We start from the raw sequence: 23,027 nt of genomic DNA, 5'->3' as shown, positions 1-23,027 counted from the left end.
GACGCGGACGGGGAGGGACCGAGGCCTGTTCCGGGCAATGCCCTGTCGAAAATGCCGGTCAACTTCCGGTGCTGCTTTCACATTTGACCCTACGCACGAGTAATCAAGAGGCGCAACGGCCGAATGGGAAATGCGTCCCCGCCGCATTCAAGCGGGCGATCTCTTGTCCGCCGGACAGTAATCCGAGAACCGGGTTCATTCGTAGATGAGCATTCCCCGACTCGGCCCTTGACAGATCACCGAAGGTGGTGCTTGCACACACGCCCAAGATCCGGCTTGTCACCCGCGTCACAAATCGCGAGGGATCTTCGTACGCCGGTGAGCACTTCGCGTCCGGCGTCTTGACGTAACAGGGCAGGTACCGGCCTAGAGTTGTCACCGATGCCACGCGGCCACCCAAGGGAGACAGTGATGAGATCGGTGCGCATCGACTCCGCATGGACTAGGGTGCCAGAGGTGAGACCCCGGTCACAGACTGAGTAAGGGGAGCTCCATGACGACCGTGTCCAGGACCGGCGACGCGAACCATCCGCTGGGCACTCTCCCACGCGAGTTCGCCGCCGTCATGCGGCCCGAACTACCCGGACTCATCCAGGAAGTAGTGAACGAAGTCCGCCGCTCTTATCCCGAGTACGCGGAAGTACTCGACGGCCCTTACGCGCGGGCCGTTCATCTCATTGTCGAACACAATCTCACCAACTTCGTCGACCAGGTGGCCGCACCGGGCGCCTCCACCGTCCAGCGCGACAAGGTGTGCCGGATGTTCGGCCGCTTCGAGGCGTACTCGGGCCGCAGCCTGGACACCCTGCAGGCGATCTTCCGGCTCGGCGCGCGGCTCGCCCTGCAACGTGCCAAGCGAGTACTGCAACGGCTGAACCTGGCGGCCCCGCTCATGCTCTCGTTCGCCGACGCGCTGCTCGTCTATGTCGACGAGCTGATCGACGTGTCCCGCGAGGGCTACCTGGCGGCCATCGCGGAGATGGAACAGGGCCAGGACATCCAGCGGCAGAAGCTCCTTGAGCACCTCCTGTCCGATGTGGCCACCCCCAGGGCGACCCTCGCCGAACTCGCCGAGCGCGCCAAGTGGCGGCTGCCCGACGAGGTCACCCTGGTCGCCTTCAGCCCCGACGCGAAGCCGGACCGCGGTGCGATATCCGAGGACGTCCTGGTCAATCTGGGCGTGGCGCACCCGTACGCGCTGATCCCCGGCGCCGTCGACCCGCACCGGCGCGCCTTCATGGACGCGGCTCCGCACACCGTACGGGCCGCCGTCGGCCTGACGGTGCCGCTCGCGGACGCGGCGGAGTCCCTGCACTGGGCGCGCAGGACGCTGGGGCTGGTCGAGGCGGGCATCCTGGAAGACGCCCCGTACACCCACTGCGAGGACCATCTGGTCACGCTCTGCCTCTTCGCGGACCCCGGTCTGATCACCGCGCTCGCCAAGCAGCAGCTGGCCCCGCTGGCGGGCCTGACCGCCAACCAGCGCGACCGTCTCATCGACACCCTGCACGCGTGGCTCGACACGCGGGGCAACGCCGTGCAGATGGCCGAGCAGCTGCATCTGCACCCGCAGACCGTGCGCTACCGGCTGCGCAACCTGGAGAAGTCCTTCGGCGACCGGCTGGCCTCACCCGATCACCGGTTCGCCATCGAACTCGTGCTGCGCGCCCTGGAGTTGCGCGCCCGCAGGAACGGGGCGGGTCACCAGTCGCCCGCGCCTGCCGTGTCCGGCTGAAAGGGGCGGGAAGACGGGCCTCATCCCCGGCCCGCCCCCGCCCCCGCCTCAGTCCGCCCCGCCTCGGCCCGCCCGGCGCAGTACCACGGGCCGCAACCGGCTGTAGCCGCCCACCGACACCGGCCGCAGCCCCCGCAGCGCGTAGCGCTCCGTACCCGCCAGCTCCCCGGCGAACGCCGTGTCGACCAGTACGGTGCCGGGGCGGGCCACCGAGGTGAGCCGGGCGGCGATGTTCACCGCGGCCCCGTACACATCGCCGAACCGCCCCAGGACGGGGCCGTGCGCCAGTCCGGTGCGCACCTGGGGCAGGTCGGGGTCGGGGCGTGCCGCCAGCTCCAGGGCGATCTCCGCGGCCCCCGCCGCCGTTTCGCATACGTACAGGACTTCGTCGCCGATGGTCTTCACCACACGGCCGCCGCCGTCCGCGACCACGCCCGCGGTCCAGGTCTCGAACCGGTCGAGTGCCTGCCCGAGTTCGGCGATTCCGAGCCTGCGGGTCAGCCGGGTATAGCCGACCATGTCGGTGAATCCCACCGCCTGGGGACGGGTGTCGGGCCGGTCCTCCGCCGTGGTGAGGACGCGTTGGGCGAAGGCGGCCAAGTGCCGCCGCCAGACATGGCTCTGCAACAGCTCCAGTTCGGGCAGCAGCGCCTCGACGGCGTCGGCCAGCGCGTCGCCGTCGATCTGGTCGTCGGAGTGTTCCCTGAGCCAGGCCCACAGGGTGTGCACCTGCCACTCGGCGAGGCGGGACAGGTGCTGGCCGAGCGCCCTGGTCATCAGGGTCTCGCTGTCCTCGGTGATGAGCCCCGCCGCGATGAGGCGCTCGCCGACCAGCAGGGCGGCGACGTCGGCGTCCGTGAAGCTCACGGCGTCGTCGTCGACCACCGGGAATCCCAGCGCCCGCCATATCTCGTGCGTGCGCTCGGGCGGCACCCCGGACTTCGCGACGATGTCGCCCCTGGTGTAGATCCGGCCGCCGCCGAGCAGGAGCGGCTCGACACGCCGCCACAGTTCTTCGGCGTCGCGGCCGGGCTCGGGTGTCCGCGCGGTCATGTGGTGTGCACGATCAGGACGTCCAGGCCCGCCTTACGGGCGACGTCCGAGGGCACCGAGCCGAGGATGCGCCCGGCGAGCGAGCGCAGTCCGCGGTTCCCGACGACCAGCAGATCGGCCGCGTGCTCCTCGGCGACCCGCGTCAGCGCGGCCACCGGCTCGCCCTCCGCCGCCACCGGCCGCACCGAGGGCGCGCCTTGGGCGAGGGCCCGGTCCCTGGCGGTCTGCAGGGTGTCCATGGCGGGCGCGGACCCGACCACCTGGTAGGCCTCGTCCCCGAGTCGGTCCCGCGCCTTCGCCAGGTCACGGCCGCGCATCGGCAGATAGGCGCAGACGACGACGAGTTCGGCGCCGCAGGCGACACAGAGCCGCGCCGCCTGTTCGACCGCCGCGAGCGACGACGGCGAGCCGTCGGTGCCCACGACGACGGTCCGGTATCCGGCCATGACCACACTCCTTGCTTCGGGATCCGCTTGCTTCACGAGACGCCTGGCTGCCGCGTGCCGGGCGGCGGCAGCCGCAACTCGCCGTAGGCGCCCTGGGGTACCGCGGGCTTTCGGGGTGCGACCGCCGTCAGGCGCAGATATCCGGCGTCCTGGTCCGGCCTCGGGTCGGGCTCGCCCCGGTTCGGCCACAGGGCCATCGCCCGCTCGGCCTGCGCCGTGATCGTCAGCGAGGGGTTGACGCCGAGGTTCGCGGAGACCGCGGCCCCGTCGACCACCGAGAGGCCCGGATGGCCGTACACCCGGTGGTAGGGGTCGATCACCCCCTCCTCCGCGTTCGCGCCGATCGGGCAGCCGCCCAGAAAGTGCGCGGTCAGCGGCCGGCCCGTCAGCTCCCCGAGGTTGGTTCCGGCGAAGCCTCCGATGCGCTCGGCGAGCAGCCCCGCCGCCTGCCAGCCCTGCGGGATGTGCACGGGGTTGGGCGCGCCGTGGCCCTGTTCCACGGTGAGGGCGCCGCGGCGGCCGAGCCGGGTGGTCAGGGAGTTGTCGTGGGTCTGCATCACCAGGCCGATGATGGTCCGTTCCGACCAGCGGTACGTCGTCGCGGTCCTGGCGACCAGCAGCGGGTGCCGGGCGAAGGCCAGCAGCGCGGCGAGCGGCTTGGGGATGCGCTGCGAGTACTGCGGCACGCAGATCAGGGCCATCAGGTTGGAGCGACGGCCGTAGCGGACGCTCTCTATGTGGGTGGCCTCGTCGGCGTGCAGGGACGAGGTGATGGCGACGCCGCGGGTGAAGTCCGGGGTGTCGCGGGTGCCGCGGGTGCCGCGCGCCCTGCGGTAGCGGCGCGGGAAGGTGAGCGCGCCCACCAGTGCCTCGGAGTTGGTCCGGGTCAGCTCGCCGAGGCGGGGTGACAGGCGGGGCAGCAGCCCTCGCTCCCGCATGGTGTGCAGCAGGGTCTGGGTGCCGTGGGTGCCCGCCGCCAGCACCACATACCGGGCGCGCAGCACCCGCTGGGCCCGTTTGCGGCGCTTTCGGGGGGTGGGCGCGGCGGTCACCTCGAAGCCCGCGGGCGTATCGGCCACCGCGGTGACCGTGGTCAGGGGGTGGATGACGGCGCCCGCCCGCTCGGCGAGGTAGAGGTAGTTCTCGGTGAGGGTGTTCTTGGCGCCGACCCGGCAGCCCGTCATGCAGGACCCGCACTCGGTGCACGCGGTGCGCGCGGGTCCCGCGCCGCCGAAGTACGGGTCGGGGACCTCGGCGCCGGGGGTGCCCCGGACCGTGCCGGAGGCGTCCTCGCCGTCGCCGAAGAAGACGCCGACCGGGGTGAGCCGGAAGGTGTCCCCCACTCCCATCGCCTCGGCGGTCGCCCGCAGGTGTTCGTCCACTTCGGTAGTGGTGGGGTTCTGCCGTACGCCCAGCATGCGCCGGGCCTGGTCGTAGTAGGGGGCGAGTTCGCCCCGCCAGTCGGTGATCGAGGCCCACTGCCGGTCCTGGAAGAAGGCGGGCGGCGGTATGTAGAGGGTGTTGGCGTAGTTGAGCGAGCCGCCGCCGACTCCGGCGCCCGCGAGGACCATGACGTTCCGCATCGCGTGGATGCGCTGGATGCCGTACAGGCCGAGGCGTGGCGCCCACAGGTAGTCGCGCAGGGCCCAGGAGCTGGTGGGCAGGTCCTGCCGGCCGAAGCGGCGTCCGGCTTCCAGTACGCCGACGCGGTAGCCCTTCTCGGTCAGGCGCAGCGCGGCGACGGAACCTCCGAATCCGGACCCTACGACGATGACGTCGTAGTCATCGTCCCGCTCAGCCATGGTAGAGGGCCTCGATCTGGTCCGCGTAGGCGGCCGCCACGGCCTTCCGCTTGACCTTCAGCGAGGGGGTGAGCAGGCCGTTCTCCTCGGTGAACTCGCCCTCGACGATGACGAACTTGCGGATGGACTCGGCGCGTGAGACGGACTCGTTGGCGTAGTCCACGGCCTTCTGGACGTCGGCGATCATGCGCGGGTCGCGGATGACCTCGGACATCGGGGTGTCCTTGGGCTTCTTGCGCACCTCGAGCCAGTGCCCCACGGCGTCCGGTTCCAGGGTGACGACGGCGGCGACGTACGAGCGGTTGTCGCCGACGACCATGCACTGGCCGACGGGCGGGCGGCTGCGCAGCCGGTCCTCCAGCGGGGCGGGCGAGACGTTCTTGCCGCCGGAGGTGACGATGATGTCCTTCTTCCGGCCGGTGATCGTCAGGTAGCCGTCGTCGTCGAGTTCGCCGAGGTCGCCGGTGGCGAACCAGCCGTCGTCCAGGGCCTGTCCGGTCGCCTCGGGGTTGTTCCAGTACGAGCCGAAGACGATGTCGCCGCGGATGAGTACCTCGCCGCTGTCCGCGATGCGTATCGCGGTGCCGGGCACCGGCTGGCCGACCGTGCCGGGGCGCGGGCTGAGCGGGGGGATGACGGCGGCCGCGGCCGTGGTCTCGGTGAGGCCGTAGCCCTCGTAGATGACGATGCCCGCGGCGTAGAAGAAGAGGTTCAGCCGCCGGTCGAGCGGCGAGCCTCCGCTGATGGCGTAGCGCAGCCGTCCGCCGAGTTCCTTTCTGACCCGGCGGTAGACGAGCAGGTCGTAGAGGGCCCAGGCGAGGTAGAGCCCGAGCGAGGGGCCCTTGCCGCGGTCCAGGAACTTGTCCAGGTATGCCTCGCCGAAGCGCACGCCGATCCGGTCCGCGCGCGCGAACGACGCGCCCCGGCCGATCTTCTCCGCGGTGGCCCGTCCGGTGTCGTGGATCTTCTCGAAGAGATACGGCACGCCGACGACGAACGTCGGCTTGAAGGAGCGGAGTTCGGGGCGGAGTTCGTCGGGTTTGATGCTCGGGCAGTGGCCGAGTTCGATCCGGCCCATCATGCAGGCGAGTTGGATGGTGCGGCCCAGGATGTGCGCCAGTGGCAGGAAGAGCAGGGTGGAGGCGACCTGTCCGGTGACCTCTTTGAAGATGGGGTGCAGCAGTTCGACGGTGTTGGCGGCCTCGGCGTGCAGGTTGCCGTGGGTGAGGACGCAGCCTTTGGGGCGGCCGGTGGTGCCGGAGGTGTAGCAGACGGTGGCGATGGTGTCGGGGGTGAGCGCGGCGCGTCGCTTGGTGATCTCCTCGTCGGGTATCTCGCGCCCCAGCGCGGCCAGTTCGAGGATGGCGCCGTCGTCCAGTTCCCACTGGCGTGGCGGCTGGGGCAGCCGGGCGGCCGCCTCCTTGGCCGTGCGGGTGTGGTCGGCCGTCTCGGTGATCAGGTAGGCGGCGCCGGAGTCCCGGACGATCCACTCGACCTGTTCGGCGGATGAGGTGGCGTAGATCGGCACAGTCTGGCCGCCCGCGGCCCAGATCGCGAAGTCCAGGACCGCCCACTCGTAGCGGGTGCGGGACATCAGGGCGACCCGGCCGCCCGGTTCGAGGCCCGCGGCGATCAGCCCCTTGGCAGCGGCGGCTACTTCGCGGGCGAACGCGGCGGCGGTGACCGGCCGCCAGGAGCCGCCCGCCTTGCGGCGCACGACGACGGCGTCCGGTTCCTCGACGGCGTTGACGAAGGGGACGTCGGCGGCGGAGCCCGTGCGGCCCGTCGGGGCGAGCGGGGCGGTGCGCACTTCCCGTACGACGCCGTCTTGTCTGGTCAGCTCGACGGCGACCCGAGTCGCCAGGTCACTGCGCTGCTTGGCTCGTTTCAGATCTTTGCGTACGCCCATAGTCGGCTCCGTGGTTGGCCTGACATGTTGTGCCGCGCGGTGGTTCACAGTACTTACCCATCCGTCAACTTACCGGCGCGTAAGGAGAAATCAAGGAGGTCTGGCAATCTCCTGACTTCTGAGTAAGCTTACTCCAGAGTAAGTACCAGCCGAGGAGGCCCCCATGGCGTATGGCAACACCCCGGACAACCTGGCGGACCTGGACTTCGCGAGCGTCTCGCCCGAGGAGTTCGCGAGGCTCGTGAAGAGCCTGTCCGCCCAGGAGATCAAGGAGATGGCCCAGGACGGCGCACTGCGCGCCCGCGTCCTGAAGGAGGTCTTCGGGCGGATGGAACGGCAGTTCAAGCCCGAGGCGGCGGGCTCGCTCAGCGCGGTGATCCGCTGGAAGATCAACGGCGTGACCGAGGCGGTGTACGAGACCGCCATCGCCGACGGCGCCGTCACGGTCCGCGAGGGCCGGTCCGAGGGTGACCCGCGGGTCACCCTCGTCATGGCCGACGCGGACTTCCTCAAGCTGGTCTCCGGCAACGGCAACCCGGTGACGATGTTCATGACCCGCAAGCTCAAGATCGCGGGCGACGTCGCCCTCGCCTCCGGCCTGACCCGCTACTTCGACATCCCCAAGGCCTGATATGTCATCCGCCAACTCTTCCGCCGGCTTCTCCCTCGACCTCACCGAGGAACAGCGCGACCTGCGGGACTGGGTGCACGGCTTCGCGGAGTCCGTGGTGCGCCCGGCCGCCGCCGAGTGGGACGAGCGCGAAGCGACGCCCTGGCCGGTCATCCAGGAGGCCGCGAAGATCGGCCTGTACGGATTCGAGTCCCTGGCCGACCTGTTCGGCGACCCCACCGGGCTCTCGCTCCAGATCGCCAACGAGGAACTGTTCTGGGGCGACGCGGGCATCGGCATGGCCCTGTTCGGCACCTCACTCGCCGTCGCCGGGATCTTCTCCTCGGGCACCCCCGACCAGTTGGCCGAGTGGGTGCCGCAGTGCTTCGGGGACGAGAACGACCCGAAGGTGGCCGCGTTCTGCGTCTCCGAGCCTCAGGCGGGCTCGGATGTCTCGGCGATGCGCACCCGCGCCCGCCACGACGCGGCGAAGGACGAATGGGTGCTGACCGGCCAGAAGGCCTGGATCACCAACGGCGGGATCGCGAACGTGCATGTCGTGGTCGCCACCGTCGACCCGTCCCTCGGCGCTCGGGGCCAGGCGGCGTTCATCGTCCCGCCGGGCACCGTGGGCCTCGAAGGCGCCAAGAAGATCAAGAAGTTGGGGCTGCGCGCCTCGCACACCGCGGATGTCTTCCTCGACGAGGTGCGGGTGCCGGGCAGTTGTCTGCTCGGCGGCAAGGAACGCCTGGACGCCCGGATCGCCCGCGCCCGCGAGGGCACGGGCGGCGCGAAGGGGCAGGCCGCCATGGCCACCTTCGAGGTCAGCCGCCCGACCGTGGGCGCGCAGGCGCTCGGCATCGCCCGCGCCGCGTACGAGTACGCACTCGACTACGCCGACGGCCGGGAGGCGTTCGGCCGCCCGATCATCGAGAACCAGTCCATCGCCTTCGCCCTCGCCGATCTGCGCACCGAGATCGAGGCGGTCCGGCTGCTGATCTGGCAGGCCGCCTGGATGGCCCGCGGCGGCCGGACCTTCGACGCGGGCCAGGGCTCCATGGCCAAGCTGCGCGCGGGCGAACTGGCGGTCGCGGCGAGCGAGAAGGCGATTCAGGTGCTGGGCGGCGCCGGGTACAGCCGGGAGCATCCGGTGGAGCGGATGTACCGGGACGCAAAGATCTACACGATCTTCGAGGGGACGAGCGAGATCCAGCGCCTGGTGATCGCCAGGGCCATTTCGGGGCGGCAGATCCGCTGACGGCGGATCCACCGGCGGCGGTGGACGCGGCGCGTCTGGCCGGTGGTCAGACGCCTGCCGGTGGTCAGACGCCCGCGTTGAGCGCGCCGATGAGGTGGGTGACGGTCGCCGCCATGGCCTGCCGCCCCACGGTCAGGTAGTGGCGGGTGTCCACGGCCCGCGGGTACTCGGCGAGGTGGGCGCGGATCGCCTCGGTCATGGCGATGTTCAGGGCGGTGCCGATGTTGACCTTGGCTATGCCGCCCGCGACCGCACGGGCCAGTTCGTCGTCCGGGACGCCGGAGGAGCCATGGAGGACGAGGGGCACGGGAACGGTCTCGTCGATGCGGGCGAGCAGCGCGTGATCGAGGGCGGCGGTCCGCGAGGTCATCGCGTGCGAGCTGCCGATCGCGACGGCGAGGGCGTCGACGCCGGAGTCGGCGACGTACCGGAGCGCCTCCTGCGGGCAGGTGCGGGCGCCGGGCGCGTGCGCGTCCAGCGGCGCTCCGCAGCCCTTTCCCCCGTCCTTCCCGCCGACCTCCCCCAACTCAGCCTCGATCCAGAGGCCTTGGGAGTGCGCCCAAGCGGTGGCGGCGCGGGTCGCGGCGAGGTTCTGCCGGTAGGGCAGATGGGACGCGTCGTACATCACGGAGCTGAAACCGGCGTCGGCGGCCTGCCGCAGCAGGGTGTCCCGTGTGACGTGGTCGAGGTGCAGGGCCACCGGTACGGCCGCGGCGTCCGCGAGAGCGAGGGCGGCTCGGGCGAGCGGCAACAGCCGCCCGTACCGGTAGGCGACCGCGTTCTCGCTGATCTGCAGCAGCACCGGGGACTCGGCGGCCTCGGCGCCCGCGATGACGGCCTCGGCGTGTTCCAGGGTGATGATGTTGAAGGCCGCGACGGCGCGGCGCTCGGCGGCGGCCTCCGCGACGAGGAGGCCGGTCTGTGCCAGCGGCATCGGAGTTCCCTACCCTCTTCCGGTCTGGTGGCGCGGTCAGCTGGCCCGGAGGATGACCGAACGGCTCAGATGGCGCGGTCGGTCCGGGTCGAGGCCCCGTGCCGCGGCGATCGCGACGGCCAGGCGCTGGACGCGCACCAGCTCGGCGAGGGGGTCGAGCGCCCCGGCCACCCACAGCGCGCCGGTCTCCCGCACCTGTGCGGCGAGCCCGTCCGGGGCCTCGCCGAGCATCCAGGTCGCGGTGGTGGCGCTGGAGATGCTGATCGGGCCGTGCCGGTACTCCATCGCCGAGTACGCCTCGGTCCAGGACAGCGCCGCCTCGCGCATCTTCAGCGCGGCCTCCTGGGCGAGCCCGTTGGTCCAGCCGCGGCCGAGGAAGGTGAACTGGGCGCACTCTACGACCCCTTCGGGCAGCGGCTCGGCGAGCGCGGTGCGGGCGTCGGCCTCGGCCTGCTCGGTGCGCTGTCCGAGGTGGGCGCGGAGCAGCGTCAACGCGGTGGTGGCGAACCGGGTCTGGACGACCGACTCCTCGTCGGCGAACGCGAGGACCACGGCGTCGTCGGCGTGCCGCAGCACCGGGGCGTCCGCGACAGCCGTGAGCACGGTGGTGCGGGCGCGTCCGCGCACCAGGGCCAGCAGGTCGAGCACCTCGGTCGTGGCGCCTGACCGGGTCAGCGCGAGGACACGGTCGTACGAGCGTGCCGCCGGGTACTCCGAGGCGGCGAAGGCGTCGGTCTCGCCGAGGCCCGCGCCCTCGCGGAGCCCGGCGATGGCCTGCGCCATGAAGAACGAGGTCCCGCAGCCCACCACGGCCACCCGCTCACCGGGCGCGGGCAGGGCGTCGCCGTGCTCTCCCGCCAGTGCGGCGGCGCGTGCCCAGCACGCGGGCTGGCTGTTCAGTTCGTTCTCGACATGCGTCATGCCGGTCTCCCGCCCTGTGAAATCCGGTGCGCGTTTGATGCGCGCACTTGAAAGATAGAGCTACTTTTCGAGCATTATCAAGCATCCAGGGGGCTGGGTTAAGGTCAGCACCGACAGAGAGCGACACAACTGAGGGACGGTGCGGATGTCGCGCGAGGGCCGCTGGCAGGTGCTCCTTGAGCTGCTCGTGGAGCGGGGCCGCCTGGACGTCGACGAGGCGGCGACCGCCCTGGGCGTCTCGGCCGCGACCATCCGCCGGGACTTCGACCAGCTCGCCGAGCAGCAGATGCTGGTGCGTACCCGCGGCGGCGCGGTGGCCCAGGGGGTGTCCTATGAGCTGCCGCTGCGCTACAAGGCGGCGCGACAGACGTCGCAGAAGCAGCGGATCGCGAAGGCGGTGGCGGACCTGATCGCGCCGGGCGCGGTGGTCGGCCTGACCGGTGGCACCACGACCACCGAGATCGCCCGTGCGCTCGCGGTGCGGCCCGAACTGGCTGCGGGGGCACCGGCCTTGACCATCGTGACCAACGCGCTCAACATCGCCACCGAGCTGGCCGTGCGACCGCAGTTCAAGATCGTGGTGACCGGCGGAGTGGCCCGGCCGCAGTCCTACGAACTCACGGGCCCGCTCGCCGACGGGGTCCTCAGCCAGATCACCCTCGATGTCGCGGTGCTCGGTGTGGGCGCGTTCGACGTGGTGCACGGGGCCACCACGACCGACGAGGGCGAGGCGGGGATCAACCGTCTGCTGTGCGAGCGGGCCGAGCACGTCGTGGTCGCGGCCGACTCCACGAAGCTCGGCCGGCGCTCCTTCGCCCGGATCCGCGCGACGGAGCAGGTGGACACACTGGTGACGGACACGGATGTCTCCGAGGAGACGGCCGCGCGGTTCACCGACGCGGGGGTGTCACTGGTGACGGTCTAGGTTCTGCCCGGCGGGCAGGACCCAGACCGTCACGGTGAGCGGTTCGCCGGGTCAGCTTCCGCAGTGGAGCTGCCCCGATCGGAATACGACGCCGTCGGCCGCACCCGGTGCGGCCCGGTCCTGGGCGGTGGCGGGCAGGGCGCGGGCGGCCTCGTCGTCACTCAGGCAACCGGCCCAAACGAGGGCTCACCCGATAGGCACACCATAGGGAGATTGCTCTCTCTAGGTAAGAGAATCCCCGCCTGACGCCTTCTTCCCTGTTGACACGGTGCCTTGCACGAAGTTGACGCGCTGGGCCGAGCGTGGAACCTCGTCAACTACCCCCTGAGGGGGGGGAGGTTTGCAGGCAGGGTGAGACGGAAAGCTGATGTCCCACTATGGAACCCTGCGTCCGGAACGCCTATGACGTTCTGGGGCGGTTGACTGCGCCCCGCTGCCACGCGGCATCGGCCCGGTGGGCGATGTTGCGGGAGCCGTTGTGGTCCGCGTGCAGGGTGATCCCGCAGGACTTGCACACGAACCGTGCCTGGTCGATCCGGTTGGACCGGTGGGTGTGCCAGCATTCAGAGCACTGGCGGGAGGTGTTGCGCGGGTCCACATGGACCACGGGCACACCGGCCCGCCGTGCTTTGTACTCCACGAAGGAGCCGAGCTGGGCGAACGCCCACGAGGAAAGCCGTGCCCGCTGGTCTTTCCTGGCCGTGACCCTCTGGCGGATACCGGTCAGGTCTTCCAGACCGATACCGCGGGAGGTGCGTTCAGCGGTGGCGATGTTGACGATCCCGAGATCCACGCCGAGGAAGCCCTTCGGCTCGATCGGCTCGGGTTCGGGGATGTCGATGGTCGCGATGAGGAAGAACATGCCGTCCCGCATCACCAGGTCGGATTCGCCCTTGCGCTGTGCGAGAAGCCGCATGGCTTCCCCGGAGCAGACGAACGGGATGCCCTTGAGCCGACCGGCCACCGTCCAGATGCTGACGGTGCGGGTGTCGAGGTTCCACGTCAGAATCCGGTCGTCGTACGGCTGAGCGGAGGTCTCCCTGAACCGGATCGGCTTCGACTCGGCCTTGGCCCGGCGCTTGGAGCCTTCCGGGCCGTGGTTCCCGGCGCGGAGGTTCGCCTTGAGTGTGGCGTAGGCGTCGCACACCTTCTTGACGGTGCGCACCGCCGCCTGCGCCCCGAGATCGAAGTCAGCCTTGATCCGGTGGTACACCGCGTCCTGGAGGACGTTCCTGCGCTTGAGGTCTTTGGCGAACGCCACCTCGGAGGCTGCGTTCGCGGCCCGGTTGCAGGCGCGCAGGGTCGCCGCCAGTGCGTCCGCGTCGTGAGCGGACGCAGGCAACAACTTCACCTGCGCGGTGATCTTCACGCAAGTGACACTAGTGGGACCCTGAGAGACCAGTCAACTCGGGCCTACCAGCGGGAAGTCCGGGCTCAGTGGCGATCCGCCCTGACGGCGAATCGCCGCTCATTTCCCTGCTCCGCAGGAGCTTCGACCCCTCCCCGCCCTAAAGGACGGGGCGCCCTCGAACGAGACAGGTGAACCAACCGGTACACAGAGCGCGGGGCGGGATGTCAGGGGCGGAGCCGTATCGGGAGTCGCTGGACGCTGTTGCCCACGAAGGAGGCGTGCCGGGGCAGTTCGGGTTCCGGGACCGCGAGGTCGAGGTCGGGGTAGCGGGTGAAGAGCCGCTCCAGGGCGATGGTGGCCTCCATACGGGCCAGCGGGGCGCCCATGCAGTAATGCGCGCCGTGGCCGAGTGAGAGGTGCCGGGCGGCGTGCTCGCGGGTGATGTCGAAGCGGTCGGCGTCGTGGCCGTGCGCCCGCTGGTCGCGGCCCGCCGCGGAGTAACCGGCCAGTACGGGGGTGCCTCGGGGGATGACGGTGCCGCCGACGGTCAGATCGCGGGTCGGGTAGCGGAACGGGAAGTAGCTGACCGGGCTGTCCCAGCGCAGCGTCTCCTCCACCACGGCCGCCCAGGTCGCCTTGCCGGACTGCGCGAGGGCGAGCTGCTCGCGGTGGGTGCACAGGGCGCGTACGGCGTTGGTGATCAGGTTGAGGGTCGTCTCGTGCCCGGCGATGATGGTGAGCATCAGCGTGCCGATGAGCTCCTGCGGGCTGAGCCGGTCGCCGTTCTCCTCGCGGGCGGCGAGCAGCGCGCTGGTGAGGTCGTCTCCCGGCTTCGCGGTCTTGGCGGCGGCGACCGCGCCGAGGGTCTCCACCATCTCCCGGTTGGCGGCCATCGCCTCCTGCGGGGTGATGTCGGTGGCGACGATCTGGTTGGACAGGTGGTGCAGTCGGGCGTGGTGCTCGGGGTCCACGCCGAGGAGTTCACAGATGACGCCCATCGGCAGCGGCATCGCGAAGTGCCGGCGCAGGTCCGCGACGCCGTCGCCCGCGGCGGCGGCCCGGTCCAGGCCGTCCAGCAGCGACGCGGTCAACGCCTCGATCCGCGGCTGGAGTTCGGCTACCCGGCCGGCGGTGAACGCCTTGCCCATCAGGGAGCGCAGCCGCCGGTGGTCGGCTCCGTCGGCGGTGGTCATGCCCTGGACGGTGGCGAAGGTCTTCAGGGGCCAGCCGTCGGCTATCTCGCCTGCCTGGAGCGCGGCGAAGTGCTGTGCGTCCTTGGCGACGTCGGGGTGGGCCAGGAACTCCTTGAGCGCGTCATGGCCGAGTACCGCCATGCCCTCGACGTCGCCGGGCATGACGACCGGGGTGACGGCGCCCCGCGCGAGCAGGCGGGCGTTGTCCGCGTGCGGGCAGCCGCCCGCGCGGTCCAGGCGGTGCGGCTGGTCCGCCGCGGTGTGCTCCGATGGCGTGTTCACAGGGTTCTCCTAGGGCAGATGGGGGGTGCTGAAGCGGACCGGGAGCGCGGCGAGGCCCTTGCTCCAGGGTGATTTGACCCACTCCAGTTCGCTCTGGGGTACGGCCAGTTCGAGGTCGGGCAGCCGGTGCCGGATGGTGTCGACGGCGGTCCGGGTGATGAGCCGTGCCGGGTCCTGTGCGGGGCAGGTGTGCGGGCCCGCCCCGAAGGCCAGGTGGGAGCGGTTGCCGACGACCGGGGCGCCGTCGTCGGGGAGGATGCTCGGGTCCGCGTTGGCCGCGGCCAGGCCGAGGATGAGCATGTCTCCGGTGCGGATGTCCTGTCCGCCGATGCTCATGTCGCGGGTGGCGTAGCGGGCGGGGAAGTTCTGGGTCGGCGGGAAGCGCCACAGGACCAGGTCGAGCGCGTCGTCCACGCTGAGGTGTCCGCCGGTCAGCGAGGAGCGGAACGCCGGGTCGCAGAGCAGGATGCGCAGGGTGGTGGCGATCCAGTTGACGGTGGTCTGGTTGCCCGCGACGAACATCACGACGAGGTTGTGCAGGACCTCTTCGTCGGTGAGCGCGGCGGGGTGGTGCAGCAGGGTCGAGGTGATGTCGTTGCCGCGCTGGCGGCGCTTCTCCTCGATCAGCGCGAGCAGGATCGCGGCCATGCGCTTGCTGGCGTCCGCGGAGGCGCTGTCGGCGGCGACCGTGCCCGCGAAGGCTTCCACCAGGCGGCGTCCGGTCGTCACGTCCACGCCGAGCAGGCCGGTGATGACGCGCATCGGCAGCTGGCGTGCGTAGTCGGCGACTAGGTCGGCCGTGCCGTGTGCCGCGAAGGACGTGATCAGTTGCTCGGCCGTGGCCCGCACGGTGCGTCGCAGTTCGTGGCCGTTGATCCCGGCCAGTGCGGTGGAGACGGCGGCCCGCATCCGGCGGTGCTGCTGTCCGTCGGAGAACAGCAGTGCCGGACGCCAGCCGACCATCGGCAGGATCGGCGAGTCGGCGGGCACCCGGCCTTCGCGGAGCAGTCCCCACCGGCGCGGGTCGTGCGAGAAGTCCTGTTCGTCGCGGGTCAGTTGGAGAAGCTCGCGGTGGCCGATGACCAGCCAGGCGTTGATGCCGGGGGCGATGGAGACGGGGGCGACGGGTCCGTGTGCGCGGCGCAGCCGCTCGTACAGCGCGGGCATCGCGTCGCCGTCGAGGTCGGGTCCGTACAGCGCGGTCGGCGGCTTCGCGGCTCCGGTGACCGGGCAGCGGGCGTCGGAGCCGACCGTGGAGTGGAGTGTGCTCATGGGGTCTCCGTGGCGACGTGGATGAGGTGGCGGACGAGGGCGATCAGCGCCCGCACCGATGACGTACGGTCGCGTGCGTCGCAGGCCACCAAGGGGGTTTCGGGGAGCAGGTCGAGTGCCGCCCGGAGGTCGTCTGGGTGGTGTTCGGGGCTGCCGGGGAAGACGTTCACGGCGACGGCGAAGGGCAGCCCGAGGTCCTCCAGGTTGCCCAGCGCGTCGAAGGACGCGGCCAGGTCCCTGGTGTCCACCAGGGCGAGCGCGCCGAGCGCGCCCTTGGCCAGGTCCCGCCAGGCGGGCAGGAAACGGGGCTGGCCCGGAGTGCCGAACAGGTAGAGCACCAGATCCCCGTCGAGGGTCATCCGGCCGAAGTCGAGAGCGACCGTGGTGGTCGTCTTGGCGTCGGCGGCGACGGTGTCGACGCGGGCGCCCGCCTGGGTCATCACGGCCTCGGTGGACAGGGGCTTGATCTCCGATACGGTGCCGATGAGGGTGGTCTTGCCCACCCCCAGCGGGCCGACGACCAGGATCTTCGCGGCGCCCGCGACGCTCGGGGCGAGGTACTTTCCGGTGCCCGTGCCCGTGCCGGAGTGCGTGCTGGACGGTGGGGTCTCCGGGGGCGCGTCAGAGGTGGCTTTCGAGCCCATCGAGTACCTTTCTGAGCATGGTCACATCGGCGCGTTCGGCCGGGGGGATCGGCGGGCGGGTGACGATCAGGCCCCACCTGAGGAGGTCGGAGAGCAGCACTTGCACCACCGAGGACGGCTGGCCGATGTGGGCGGCCACCTCGGCGACCGACAGCAGCCCCTGACAGTGCCTCAGGATGGCCCGGTGTTCGGGCTGCAGGGACGCGGGGAACGCCGCGTCCGTCGCCATCACCAGGGACTCCCAGGCCAGCGGCTCGATGTCGGACGCCGCCCGCCCGCGGGTGATCACGTACGGACGTACCGCCGAGGCCGTGTGCGCCTCTGGCCGTTCGGTCATGACGACGTGACGGCCTGGTCCCGTGGCTGACTGCTCAGGTGTGCGCCGATCTTCGCCACCAGCAGCTGCATCTGCTGGGCGACGAGGCCGACGTCGGCGTCCGGGTCCGTGGCGACGCCCAGGTGCGCGCCCACTCCCGCATGGGTGAACAGGACGAACCCGTGGTCGGACTCCAGCATCAGCTGCCGCACGCCTGCGCCGTCGCCGAACAGCAGCGTGGTCGTGGACCTGCCGGTCATGGTCATCGCCGCGCAGGCCGCGGCGAGGGACTCGGCCTCGCCCGTGCTCAGGGCGGCCACCGGTCCTGAGAGGTTCTCCGCGGACGCGTGCCCGAGGCGCAGGCCGTCCTCGGAGACCACCACGGTGTGCCGGACACCGGGAATCTCGGTCAGCGGACGGAGCATCCAGCCGAGGTCGGGAAGGGGGGCGATGGTTCCGGTCACGGCCGGCCTCCGTCGTGATCGTCGCGGGTACTGGGCAGGGACGGTCGTCCGGGCTGCGGGGGCGCGGCCGAGGGGTTCGGGTCCTGGGGCGGGGGCGGCGCGTCCGCGTCGAGTGCCGCGCGGCCGCGCAGTGATCCGGACACCACGCTGGCGATCGAGGCGCGGGCCGCCTCCGGTGTCCAGGGGGCGGCGGGCGCGGGAGCCGGTGCCGGTGCCGGTGCCGGTGCCGGAGCGGACTGTCGGGGGTCCGGAGCCGGCTGGTGGGCGGCCGCGCCGGGCGGCTGCCGTCGGCTCCGCCGCCGCGGCAGCGCGGCCGGGGGCTCGCCGCCCGTGCGGGGCGGCTGCGGGGCGCCGAACCCGGCGGGCTCCGGGTGCTCGGCGGGGTCGCGCCGCCCGTACGGCCGCGGGGCGGCGTCGGGCAGGGGGTGCGCGGGGTCGCTCGGGTGCGAGGTGGACGCGGGGGCCGGGTGCGGGGTGTGGGCGGCGCCCGGCTGGGGTGCGGGGAGCGGGGGTTCGGCGGGCCGCTGGTGCGGTGCCGCTGTCCCCGCCTCCGGTTGCCGGGCGGCCGGGTGGAGTGACTGGGGCTCGGTCAGCAGCCGCAGCGGCACGAACATCACGACCCGCGTGCCGCCGTAGGCGGATGCTCCGCTGAGCTCCACGTTGAAGCCGAGCTCCCGGCTCCAGCGGCCCACGCAGGCCAGGCCGAGGCGGGGCACCGCGCCCAGCCGGGCCAGGTCCTGGTCGTCGCGGAGCTGGCCCATGGCCTGTTGCAGCACGTCCGGCGGCATCCCGAGTCCGGCGTCGTCGATCTCGATGACCGCTCCGGCGCCGACCTCGCGGATCGTGACGGCGACCTGGGTGCGCGAGGGCGAGAAGACCGTGGCGTTCTCGAGGAGTTCGGCGATGGCGTGCATCAGCCCCTCCACCGCGGGCGGCACCGCGTGCAGCGTCTGTCCGCCGTGCACCTCGATCCGGCCGTACTCGACGATCCTGGACTGCGCGCCGCGCACACAGTCGTACAGCGAGACCGGTCTGGTCTCCCGGCGTGCGGGCCAGATACCGCACATCACCAGGAGCGTCTGGGCCTTGCGCGTCATCTGGGCGGCGGCGTGGTCGGCCTTCATCACGTCCGCCATGAGTCGGGGGTCGTCGATGGAGCGCTCGACCTGGTCGAGCACCTGCTGCTGCACCGTGGCCATCGCGTGCATCGTGCGGGCGACGGACTCGAAGGCGGCCTGCACCGAGTCGCGCAGGCCGCGCTCGCGGCGTACCGCCTCGCCCGACCCCAGCGCGCCGACCACCGCCGCCAGGGCTCGGGCGAACTCCTCGCCGGTGTCGTCCGGCGGCGCCAGCGGCCCCGGCGCGCCCTCCAGTCGCTGCCCGGTCCGCACGCGCTCCGCGATCACCGGGAGGCGTACGTTCGCGAGGTGCGCCACCTCGGCCTCCCGGACGGCGGCGAGCCTCTCCTGCCGGGCCCGGCTCTCGCGCGCCGCGGACAACTGCCGGGTGAGCAGCAGCACCCAGGCCAGGAGCAGCACCACGGCCGCGGCGCAGGAGGCGGCCAGGATCTGCCGCCATTCCGCCGCGGCGTTCCCCGCGGCGAGCGCCGCGCCGGCGGCGGCGAGCACCGAGGCCGTCAGCCAGGCGGCGGCCTGCCGGCCCGCTGGCCCGCCGTTCGGACGGCTCACCACGGCGCACACGCCCCGACGGTTCCGCACACCACAACCACGACGAACGTTCCCCCTGCCCGCATCGAACTCACTTGCCCATCGAGGGCATGGCAGAGCTTAGATCAACCCGGCGGGTTTGGCCCAAGGTTGAGAGCCCCCTACGGGCGCTCAGGGACCGCGGCTTGAGGGTCGTCCACGCTGCCGGACATGATCGTACGCAGGTGCTCGGCGGTGTGGTCGGGTGCCTTCGGATCACTGCCGTTTCCTCGCGGCGGGCTGCTCGGCGCGGTCGCGGGGGCGGATGCCGCGGATATCTCCGTGCCGTGGCGCCGGTGGAGGTGCAGACTCGCTCCATGGCGACGATGCGGGCGTTCCGGGACGAGATCAGCGGCTGGGCGGCGGGCGGGCCCGGCGGACCGGTGTCCGATTCGGCCGCGCGGCTGGGTGTGCGGACGGCGGTGCTGCTGGAAGGGCTGAGTGATCTCGCGGCGGTTGAGGCGCTGGCCGGCCGGCGCGGCCGGGACCTGGCCGCCGAGGGTGTGTGCGTCGTGCCGATGGGCGGGGCGATGAACGTCGGCCGCTACGCCGGCCTCCTCGGGCGGCCCGGTCTGGGGCTGCGCTTGGTCGGGCTGTGCGACGAGGGTGAACGGCGCTTCTACGAACGCAGCTTGGCGCGGGCGGGAGCGCAGGCGGGAGCGGGGGCGGGGGCGCAGCGGCCGGACGTCTTCGTGTGCGTGTCGGACCTGGAGGACGAGCTCATCCGCGCGCTGGGCACGGACCAGGCCGAGGAAGTCGTCCGGGCCGAGGGCGACTTCCGCGCCTGGCGGACCTTCCTGCGCCAGCCCGCGCAGCAGGGCCGCCCCCGGCAGCGGCAGTTGCGACGTTTCCTCGGCACGAAGAAGGGCCGCAAGATCCGCTACGGCCGACTCCTCGTCGAGGCCCTCACCCCCGAGCGGGTACCAGCGCCGCTCGACGGCCTCCTCACGAGCGTGTGAGACCTGGTCGTGGACCTCGGCGGCCCGCGATCTCGGTGGCCTGGCCGTCTGCCGGGTGGTTAGTCTCGGTTCCCATGAATCAGCGGCGGCGTAAGAAGCTCTCCCGGCGTCTCTTCCAAGCGATCGCGGGAGGTGACACCGTCGCGGTGAGGACGCTTGTGCGCGCTGGGGTCGCCCCGGACCGGACGGACAGCGAGGGGACCACCCCGCTGTACGCGGCGTCCGTGAGTGGGCAGGCGGGGATCGTCCGCCTGCTTTTGGCGGCTGGGGCCTCCCCGGACGCCGAGAGCGGCGGGCTCGGCGCGGAGGGCACTCCGTTGTGCGCCGCCGCGTGCTGGGGGTACACCGCGACCGTGCGCGAACTGCTCGCGTACGGCGCCGATCCGAATCTTCGTGAGGATGACGGCACGGGCTGGACCCCCCTGAAGTGGGCGGATCACGGCCCTCATCACGAAACCGCCGGCCTCCTCGTCGCGGCGGGCGCCGCCCCGGAGCGCTAGCCGGGGTGAGGCCGCGCGACACGGAGCCCGGTGGCGGTGGCCGGGCTCCGTGTCGCGCGGGGTGTGGTGTGGTGGTGACCTCGAGTCAGCCGTGTTTCTCGATCTCGACCTTCGGCAGGATCCGGTCCAGGCCCGCCGGGATCCACCAGGCGCGCTCGCCCATCAGCTGGAGCACGGCCGGGACGATCAGACAGCGGATGACGATGGCGTCCACGAAGATCGCGACGGCCATGCCGAAGCCGAACTGCTGGAGCATCCGGTCGCCGCTGAGGATGAAGGCGCCGAAGACGGCGACCATGATGGCTCCGGCCGCCACCACGACCGAGCCGGTGTGGGCGAGGCCCTCGCGGACGGCCGTCGAGGCGTTCCGGGTGCGGAGCCACTCCTCGCGGATCCGGGAGACCAGGAAGATCTCGTAGTCCATCGAGAGGCCGAAGACGATCGCGAAGATCATGATCGGCAGATAGGCCTCGATGGGGCCGGACTCGAAGCCGAACATGCCCTTCTGGAAGACGAGGGTCGTCGCGCCGAGCGCGGCCCCGATGCTCAGCAGGTTGAGCAGCGCGGCCTTGAGCGGAACCAGCACCGACCGGAACACCATGACCAGGATCAGCAGCGAGAGGCCGACCACGATGGCGATGAACAGCGGCATGCGCGCGCTGACGGTGTCGGCGTAGTCGATGACGGCGGTGGTGGCGCCGCCGACCAGGAACGTCGCGCCCGTCTCGGCGCTCAGGCCGACCAGCACGTCGTCGCGCAGCGTGTGCACGAGCTCGGTGGTCTTCTCGTCCTGCGGGGCGGTGTCGGGGAAGGCGATGACGGTGAAGGCCTTGTTGTCCTCGGCGGGGATCGGGCCGGTGGCGGCGGCGATGCCCTCGGTCTCGTTGAGCCGCTGGGACAGCTCGCCGCCCACCTCCTGGGTGCCTTCCGTGACCACGATCAGGGGGCCGTTGAAGCCCGCGCCGAAGCCCTCGGCCAACAGGTCGTAGGCCTTGCGGCTGGTGGACGCGGCGGGGTCGTTGCCCGCGTCGCCGAAGCCGAGCCGCAGATCGGCGGCGGGCACGGCGAGCGCTCCGAGCGCGACCACGGCGAGCAGGAAGGCGGCCAGCGGGCGGCGCTGCACCAGAGTGGCCCAGGCGCGCCAGCGGGCCCCGCCCTCGGCGGTCTTGCCCTTGGCGACGCACTTGTCCGCCTTCGCCGTGAACTGCCGGGCGAAGCGCTTCCCGAACAGGGCGAGCAGCGCGGGCAGCAGGGTGAGCGAGGCGAGCATGGTCACCAGGACGGTGAGCGCGACGGCGACGGCGGTGCCCTGGAGCGAGCCGAGGCCCAGCGCGACCAAACCGAGCAGGGCGACGATGACGGTGCATCCGGCGAAGAAGACGGTGCGCCCCGCGATGTCGAGTGCCGTGCGCGAGGCCTGTTCGGGGCTCGCGCCGCGTACCAGCTCGGCGCGGTAGCGGGCGAAGATCAGCAGGGCGTAGTCGATGCCGACGCCGAGGCCGACGAGCATCATGATGTACGGCGTGTAGCTGGCGATCGTGAACACGTGCGAGATCAGGATGATCGCGCCGAGTGTGCTGCCGACCGCGAACACGGCGGTGATCACGGGCAGTCCGGCGGCGATGACGGTGCCGAACATCAGGCCGAGGATGACCAGCGCGGCGAGCATCCCGACGCCTTCGGCTCCGCCGCCCTCGGACTCGGCGAGCTTGCGGGCGGCGTTGCCGCCGAGTTCGACGCTGACTCCGTTCCCGGCCGCGGTGCGGGCGGTGTCGAGGACACGTTGGGTGTCCTCGACGGCCATGTCCTCGGACTTGCCGTCCAGGACGACGGTCGCGTAACCGATGCGGCCGTCACGGGAGACGGCCTGCTCGTCCTCGTACAGGTTGCGCACCTGGGCCACCTTGGGCAGGTCGGCCACCTTGTCGAGCATGGTCGTGACGCTGCTTCGGGTCTGCTCGCCGTCGAGGCCCCGGTCGTCGCGCACCACGATGGACAGGGTGCCGCCGGCCTGCGACGAGCCGTGCTTCTCCATCGTCTCCAAGGCCTGCTGGGTCTCGGTGCCGGGCACCGAGAAGTCGTCGCGGTACCCGTCGCCGACGGCGGACGCCCCGGCCCAGACCCCCACCAGGACGACCACCCACAACAGCAGAGCGGTCCACCGGTGGCGCTGGGCGAATCCGGCGGTGCGCTCGAGAAGAGATCGCGGGGGCGGCGGGGGCGGCGGCATCGTGGGCGTGTTCCCCCGGACCGGAGTTGTGGTCACCATGCACTCCTTGTTGAGACTGTGCGCCTAGAGGTGTCACGCTCTGGTCGAGGGGGCCCTGAGTCGTGCTTGAACCACGCTCAGGAACGTCAGGCCGAACGATCGACGCCGCCCGCCGCCTGCCGCCCGTCGGTCTCCGGCCTGCCGGACGTACTGCGCGACCGATTCTCTTGACAGGTGCATTCAGGAGTCTTACGTTCCGCGGCTAAGCGCTCTGAGAGCGCTCTCAGAAATCGGACTCGTGAAGACCCGTGAAGACCCGTGATGACTCGTGATGACTCGAGGTGTCGTATATGCCCGTCCCCCACACCAGACCCGCCGCCGCGCTGGTCCTGGTCACCGCCGTGGCCGCCGTCGGACTCGGTCCGGGGGGCGCCCCCGCGGCCCCCCCCCCCCCGCCCCCCGGGGGGGGGGGGGCCCCCCTCCCCAACCGATTACCCCCCCCCGCAGCCCCCCGGGGGTCGCCGGGGGCAGGGGGGGT

General features: G+C 71.6%; 20 protein-coding genes. 6 read left to right on the top strand and 14 right to left on the bottom strand.

Annotation, left to right across the window (positions count from 1 at the left end):
* Positions 1-493 precede the first annotated feature (493 nt).
* Positions 494-1,735 (top strand): PucR family transcriptional regulator, encoded by a 1,242-nt coding sequence (locus tag ACX6XY_RS26475; protein ID WP_460335847.1) that lies wholly within the window; start codon positions 494-496, stop codon positions 1,733-1,735.
* A gap of 48 nt (positions 1,736-1,783) precedes the next feature.
* Here ACX6XY_RS26475 and ACX6XY_RS26470 read toward each other — a convergent pair whose 3' ends face one another.
* The 4 genes from ACX6XY_RS26470 to ACX6XY_RS26455 are packed head-to-tail and all read right to left on the bottom strand — an operon-like array spanning position 1,784 to position 6,945.
* Positions 1,784-2,788, bottom strand: coding sequence for an adenylate/guanylate cyclase domain-containing protein (locus tag ACX6XY_RS26470; RefSeq protein WP_460335845.1), 1,005 nt, complete (start codon positions 2,786-2,788; stop codon positions 1,784-1,786).
* Positions 2,785-3,234 carry a universal stress protein gene (locus ACX6XY_RS26465; RefSeq protein ID WP_460335842.1) on the bottom strand — a complete coding sequence of 150 codons (450 nt, stop codon included), beginning with the start codon at positions 3,232-3,234 and terminating at the stop codon, positions 2,785-2,787. Before ACX6XY_RS26465 ends, ACX6XY_RS26470 begins: the two co-directional genes overlap by 4 nt.
* A 32-nt stretch (positions 3,235-3,266) precedes the next feature.
* Positions 3,267-5,036: a GMC oxidoreductase gene (locus ACX6XY_RS26460; protein ID WP_460335839.1), complete on the bottom strand. Its 1,770-nt coding sequence runs from the start codon at positions 5,034-5,036 to the stop codon at positions 3,267-3,269.
* The gene (locus ACX6XY_RS26455; RefSeq protein ID WP_460335836.1) at positions 5,029-6,945 is read right to left on the bottom strand and encodes an AMP-dependent synthetase/ligase; all 1,917 of its coding nucleotides are present in this window, start codon (positions 6,943-6,945) and stop codon (positions 5,029-5,031) included. Before ACX6XY_RS26455 ends, ACX6XY_RS26460 begins: the two co-directional genes overlap by 8 nt.
* 163 nt (positions 6,946-7,108) lie before the next feature.
* On the opposite strand from ACX6XY_RS26455, the gene ACX6XY_RS26450 reads away from it, so the two are divergent.
* Positions 7,109-7,576 carry an SCP2 sterol-binding domain-containing protein gene (locus ACX6XY_RS26450; protein ID WP_460335833.1) on the top strand — a complete coding sequence of 156 codons (468 nt, stop codon included), beginning with the start codon at positions 7,109-7,111 and terminating at the stop codon, positions 7,574-7,576.
* 1 nt (position 7,577) lies between these two features.
* Positions 7,578-8,813, top strand: coding sequence for an acyl-CoA dehydrogenase family protein (locus ACX6XY_RS26445; RefSeq protein WP_460335830.1), 1,236 nt, complete (start codon positions 7,578-7,580; stop codon positions 8,811-8,813).
* 64 nt (positions 8,814-8,877) lie between these two features.
* On the opposite strand, the gene ACX6XY_RS26440 is transcribed toward ACX6XY_RS26445, so the two are convergent.
* Both ACX6XY_RS26440 and ACX6XY_RS26435 read right to left on the bottom strand, forming a co-directional pair.
* The gene (locus ACX6XY_RS26440) at positions 8,878-9,747 is read right to left on the bottom strand and encodes a class II fructose-bisphosphate aldolase (protein WP_460335827.1); all 870 of its coding nucleotides are present in this window, start codon (positions 9,745-9,747) and stop codon (positions 8,878-8,880) included.
* Between the two features lie 36 nt (positions 9,748-9,783).
* On the bottom strand, positions 9,784-10,668 hold the full coding sequence (locus ACX6XY_RS26435; RefSeq protein ID WP_460335824.1) for an SIS domain-containing protein: 885 nt from the start codon (positions 10,666-10,668) through the stop codon (positions 9,784-9,786).
* 145 nt (positions 10,669-10,813) lie between these two features.
* Between ACX6XY_RS26435 and ACX6XY_RS26430 the strand changes: the two genes are divergently transcribed.
* Positions 10,814-11,593: a DeoR/GlpR family DNA-binding transcription regulator gene (locus tag ACX6XY_RS26430; protein WP_460335822.1), complete on the top strand. Its 780-nt coding sequence runs from the start codon at positions 10,814-10,816 to the stop codon at positions 11,591-11,593.
* Positions 11,594-11,993: 400 nt separating this feature from the next.
* Here the strand turns inward: ACX6XY_RS26430 and ACX6XY_RS26425 are convergent, their stop codons facing one another.
* The 7 genes from ACX6XY_RS26425 to ACX6XY_RS26395 form a co-directional block, all read right to left on the bottom strand.
* Complete coding sequence (locus ACX6XY_RS26425) at positions 11,994-12,962, bottom strand: zinc ribbon domain-containing protein (protein WP_460335819.1); 969 nt, start codon at positions 12,960-12,962, stop codon at positions 11,994-11,996.
* Positions 12,963-13,168: 206 nt separating this feature from the next.
* Positions 13,169-14,419 carry a cytochrome P450 family protein gene (locus ACX6XY_RS26420; RefSeq protein WP_460335816.1) on the bottom strand — a complete coding sequence of 417 codons (1,251 nt, stop codon included), beginning with the start codon at positions 14,417-14,419 and terminating at the stop codon, positions 13,169-13,171.
* Between the two features lie 9 nt (positions 14,420-14,428).
* Positions 14,429-15,691 carry a cytochrome P450 gene (locus ACX6XY_RS26415; protein WP_460335813.1) on the bottom strand — a complete coding sequence of 421 codons (1,263 nt, stop codon included), beginning with the start codon at positions 15,689-15,691 and terminating at the stop codon, positions 14,429-14,431.
* Positions 15,688-16,335 carry a GTP-binding protein gene (locus ACX6XY_RS26410; protein WP_460335810.1) on the bottom strand — a complete coding sequence of 216 codons (648 nt, stop codon included), beginning with the start codon at positions 16,333-16,335 and terminating at the stop codon, positions 15,688-15,690. The genes ACX6XY_RS26415 and ACX6XY_RS26410 overlap by 4 nt, the downstream gene beginning before the upstream one ends.
* Positions 16,313-16,672: a DUF742 domain-containing protein gene (locus tag ACX6XY_RS26405; protein ID WP_460335807.1), complete on the bottom strand. Its 360-nt coding sequence runs from the start codon at positions 16,670-16,672 to the stop codon at positions 16,313-16,315. The genes ACX6XY_RS26410 and ACX6XY_RS26405 overlap by 23 nt, the downstream gene beginning before the upstream one ends.
* Positions 16,669-17,115, bottom strand: a complete 447-nt coding sequence (locus tag ACX6XY_RS26400) for a roadblock/LC7 domain-containing protein (protein ID WP_460335804.1) — start codon at positions 17,113-17,115, stop codon at positions 16,669-16,671. The genes ACX6XY_RS26405 and ACX6XY_RS26400 overlap by 4 nt, the downstream gene beginning before the upstream one ends.
* Positions 17,112-18,806, bottom strand: coding sequence for an ATP-binding protein (locus tag ACX6XY_RS26395; RefSeq protein ID WP_460335899.1), 1,695 nt, complete (start codon positions 18,804-18,806; stop codon positions 17,112-17,114). Before ACX6XY_RS26395 ends, ACX6XY_RS26400 begins: the two co-directional genes overlap by 4 nt.
* 332 nt (positions 18,807-19,138) lie before the next feature.
* Here ACX6XY_RS26395 and ACX6XY_RS26390 point away from each other — a divergent pair, with 332 nt between their 5' ends.
* Positions 19,139-19,780 carry a TOPRIM nucleotidyl transferase/hydrolase domain-containing protein gene (locus ACX6XY_RS26390; protein ID WP_460335800.1) on the top strand — a complete coding sequence of 214 codons (642 nt, stop codon included), beginning with the start codon at positions 19,139-19,141 and terminating at the stop codon, positions 19,778-19,780.
* A 74-nt stretch (positions 19,781-19,854) separates the two neighbouring features.
* Positions 19,855-20,280, top strand: coding sequence for an ankyrin repeat domain-containing protein (locus ACX6XY_RS26385; RefSeq protein WP_460335798.1), 426 nt, complete (start codon positions 19,855-19,857; stop codon positions 20,278-20,280).
* An 85-nt stretch (positions 20,281-20,365) separates the two neighbouring features.
* Here ACX6XY_RS26385 and ACX6XY_RS26380 read toward each other — a convergent pair whose 3' ends face one another.
* Positions 20,366-22,549, bottom strand: coding sequence for an MMPL family transporter (locus tag ACX6XY_RS26380; RefSeq protein ID WP_460335795.1), 2,184 nt, complete (start codon positions 22,547-22,549; stop codon positions 20,366-20,368).
* Positions 22,550-23,027: the final 478 nt, after the last annotated feature.

Source organism: Streptomyces sp. O3 (assembly GCF_054788135.1).
This window is presented reverse-complemented; position numbering and strand designations above follow the sequence as displayed.

Coding starts and splice junctions, on each gene's coding strand:
- ACX6XY_RS26475 (WP_460335847.1), top strand. CDS start 494: ATGACGACCGTGTCCAGGACCGGCGACGCGAACCATCCGCTGGGCACT.
- ACX6XY_RS26470 (WP_460335845.1), bottom strand. CDS start 2,788: ATGACCGCGCGGACACCCGAGCCCGGCCGCGACGCCGAAGAACTGTGG.
- ACX6XY_RS26465 (WP_460335842.1), bottom strand. CDS start 3,234: ATGGCCGGATACCGGACCGTCGTCGTGGGCACCGACGGCTCGCCGTCG.
- ACX6XY_RS26460 (WP_460335839.1), bottom strand. CDS start 5,036: ATGGCTGAGCGGGACGATGACTACGACGTCATCGTCGTAGGGTCCGGA.
- ACX6XY_RS26455 (WP_460335836.1), bottom strand. CDS start 6,945: ATGGGCGTACGCAAAGATCTGAAACGAGCCAAGCAGCGCAGTGACCTG.
- ACX6XY_RS26450 (WP_460335833.1), top strand. CDS start 7,109: ATGGCGTATGGCAACACCCCGGACAACCTGGCGGACCTGGACTTCGCG.
- ACX6XY_RS26445 (WP_460335830.1), top strand. CDS start 7,578: ATGTCATCCGCCAACTCTTCCGCCGGCTTCTCCCTCGACCTCACCGAG.
- ACX6XY_RS26440 (WP_460335827.1), bottom strand. CDS start 9,747: ATGCCGCTGGCACAGACCGGCCTCCTCGTCGCGGAGGCCGCCGCCGAG.
- ACX6XY_RS26435 (WP_460335824.1), bottom strand. CDS start 10,668: ATGACGCATGTCGAGAACGAACTGAACAGCCAGCCCGCGTGCTGGGCA.
- ACX6XY_RS26430 (WP_460335822.1), top strand. CDS start 10,814: ATGTCGCGCGAGGGCCGCTGGCAGGTGCTCCTTGAGCTGCTCGTGGAG.
- ACX6XY_RS26415 (WP_460335813.1), bottom strand. CDS start 15,691: ATGAGCACACTCCACTCCACGGTCGGCTCCGACGCCCGCTGCCCGGTC.
- ACX6XY_RS26410 (WP_460335810.1), bottom strand. CDS start 16,335: ATGGGCTCGAAAGCCACCTCTGACGCGCCCCCGGAGACCCCACCGTCC.
- ACX6XY_RS26405 (WP_460335807.1), bottom strand. CDS start 16,672: ATGACCGAACGGCCAGAGGCGCACACGGCCTCGGCGGTACGTCCGTAC.
- ACX6XY_RS26390 (WP_460335800.1), top strand. CDS start 19,139: ATGGCGACGATGCGGGCGTTCCGGGACGAGATCAGCGGCTGGGCGGCG.
- ACX6XY_RS26385 (WP_460335798.1), top strand. CDS start 19,855: ATGAATCAGCGGCGGCGTAAGAAGCTCTCCCGGCGTCTCTTCCAAGCG.
- ACX6XY_RS26380 (WP_460335795.1), bottom strand. CDS start 22,549: ATGGTGACCACAACTCCGGTCCGGGGGAACACGCCCACGATGCCGCCG.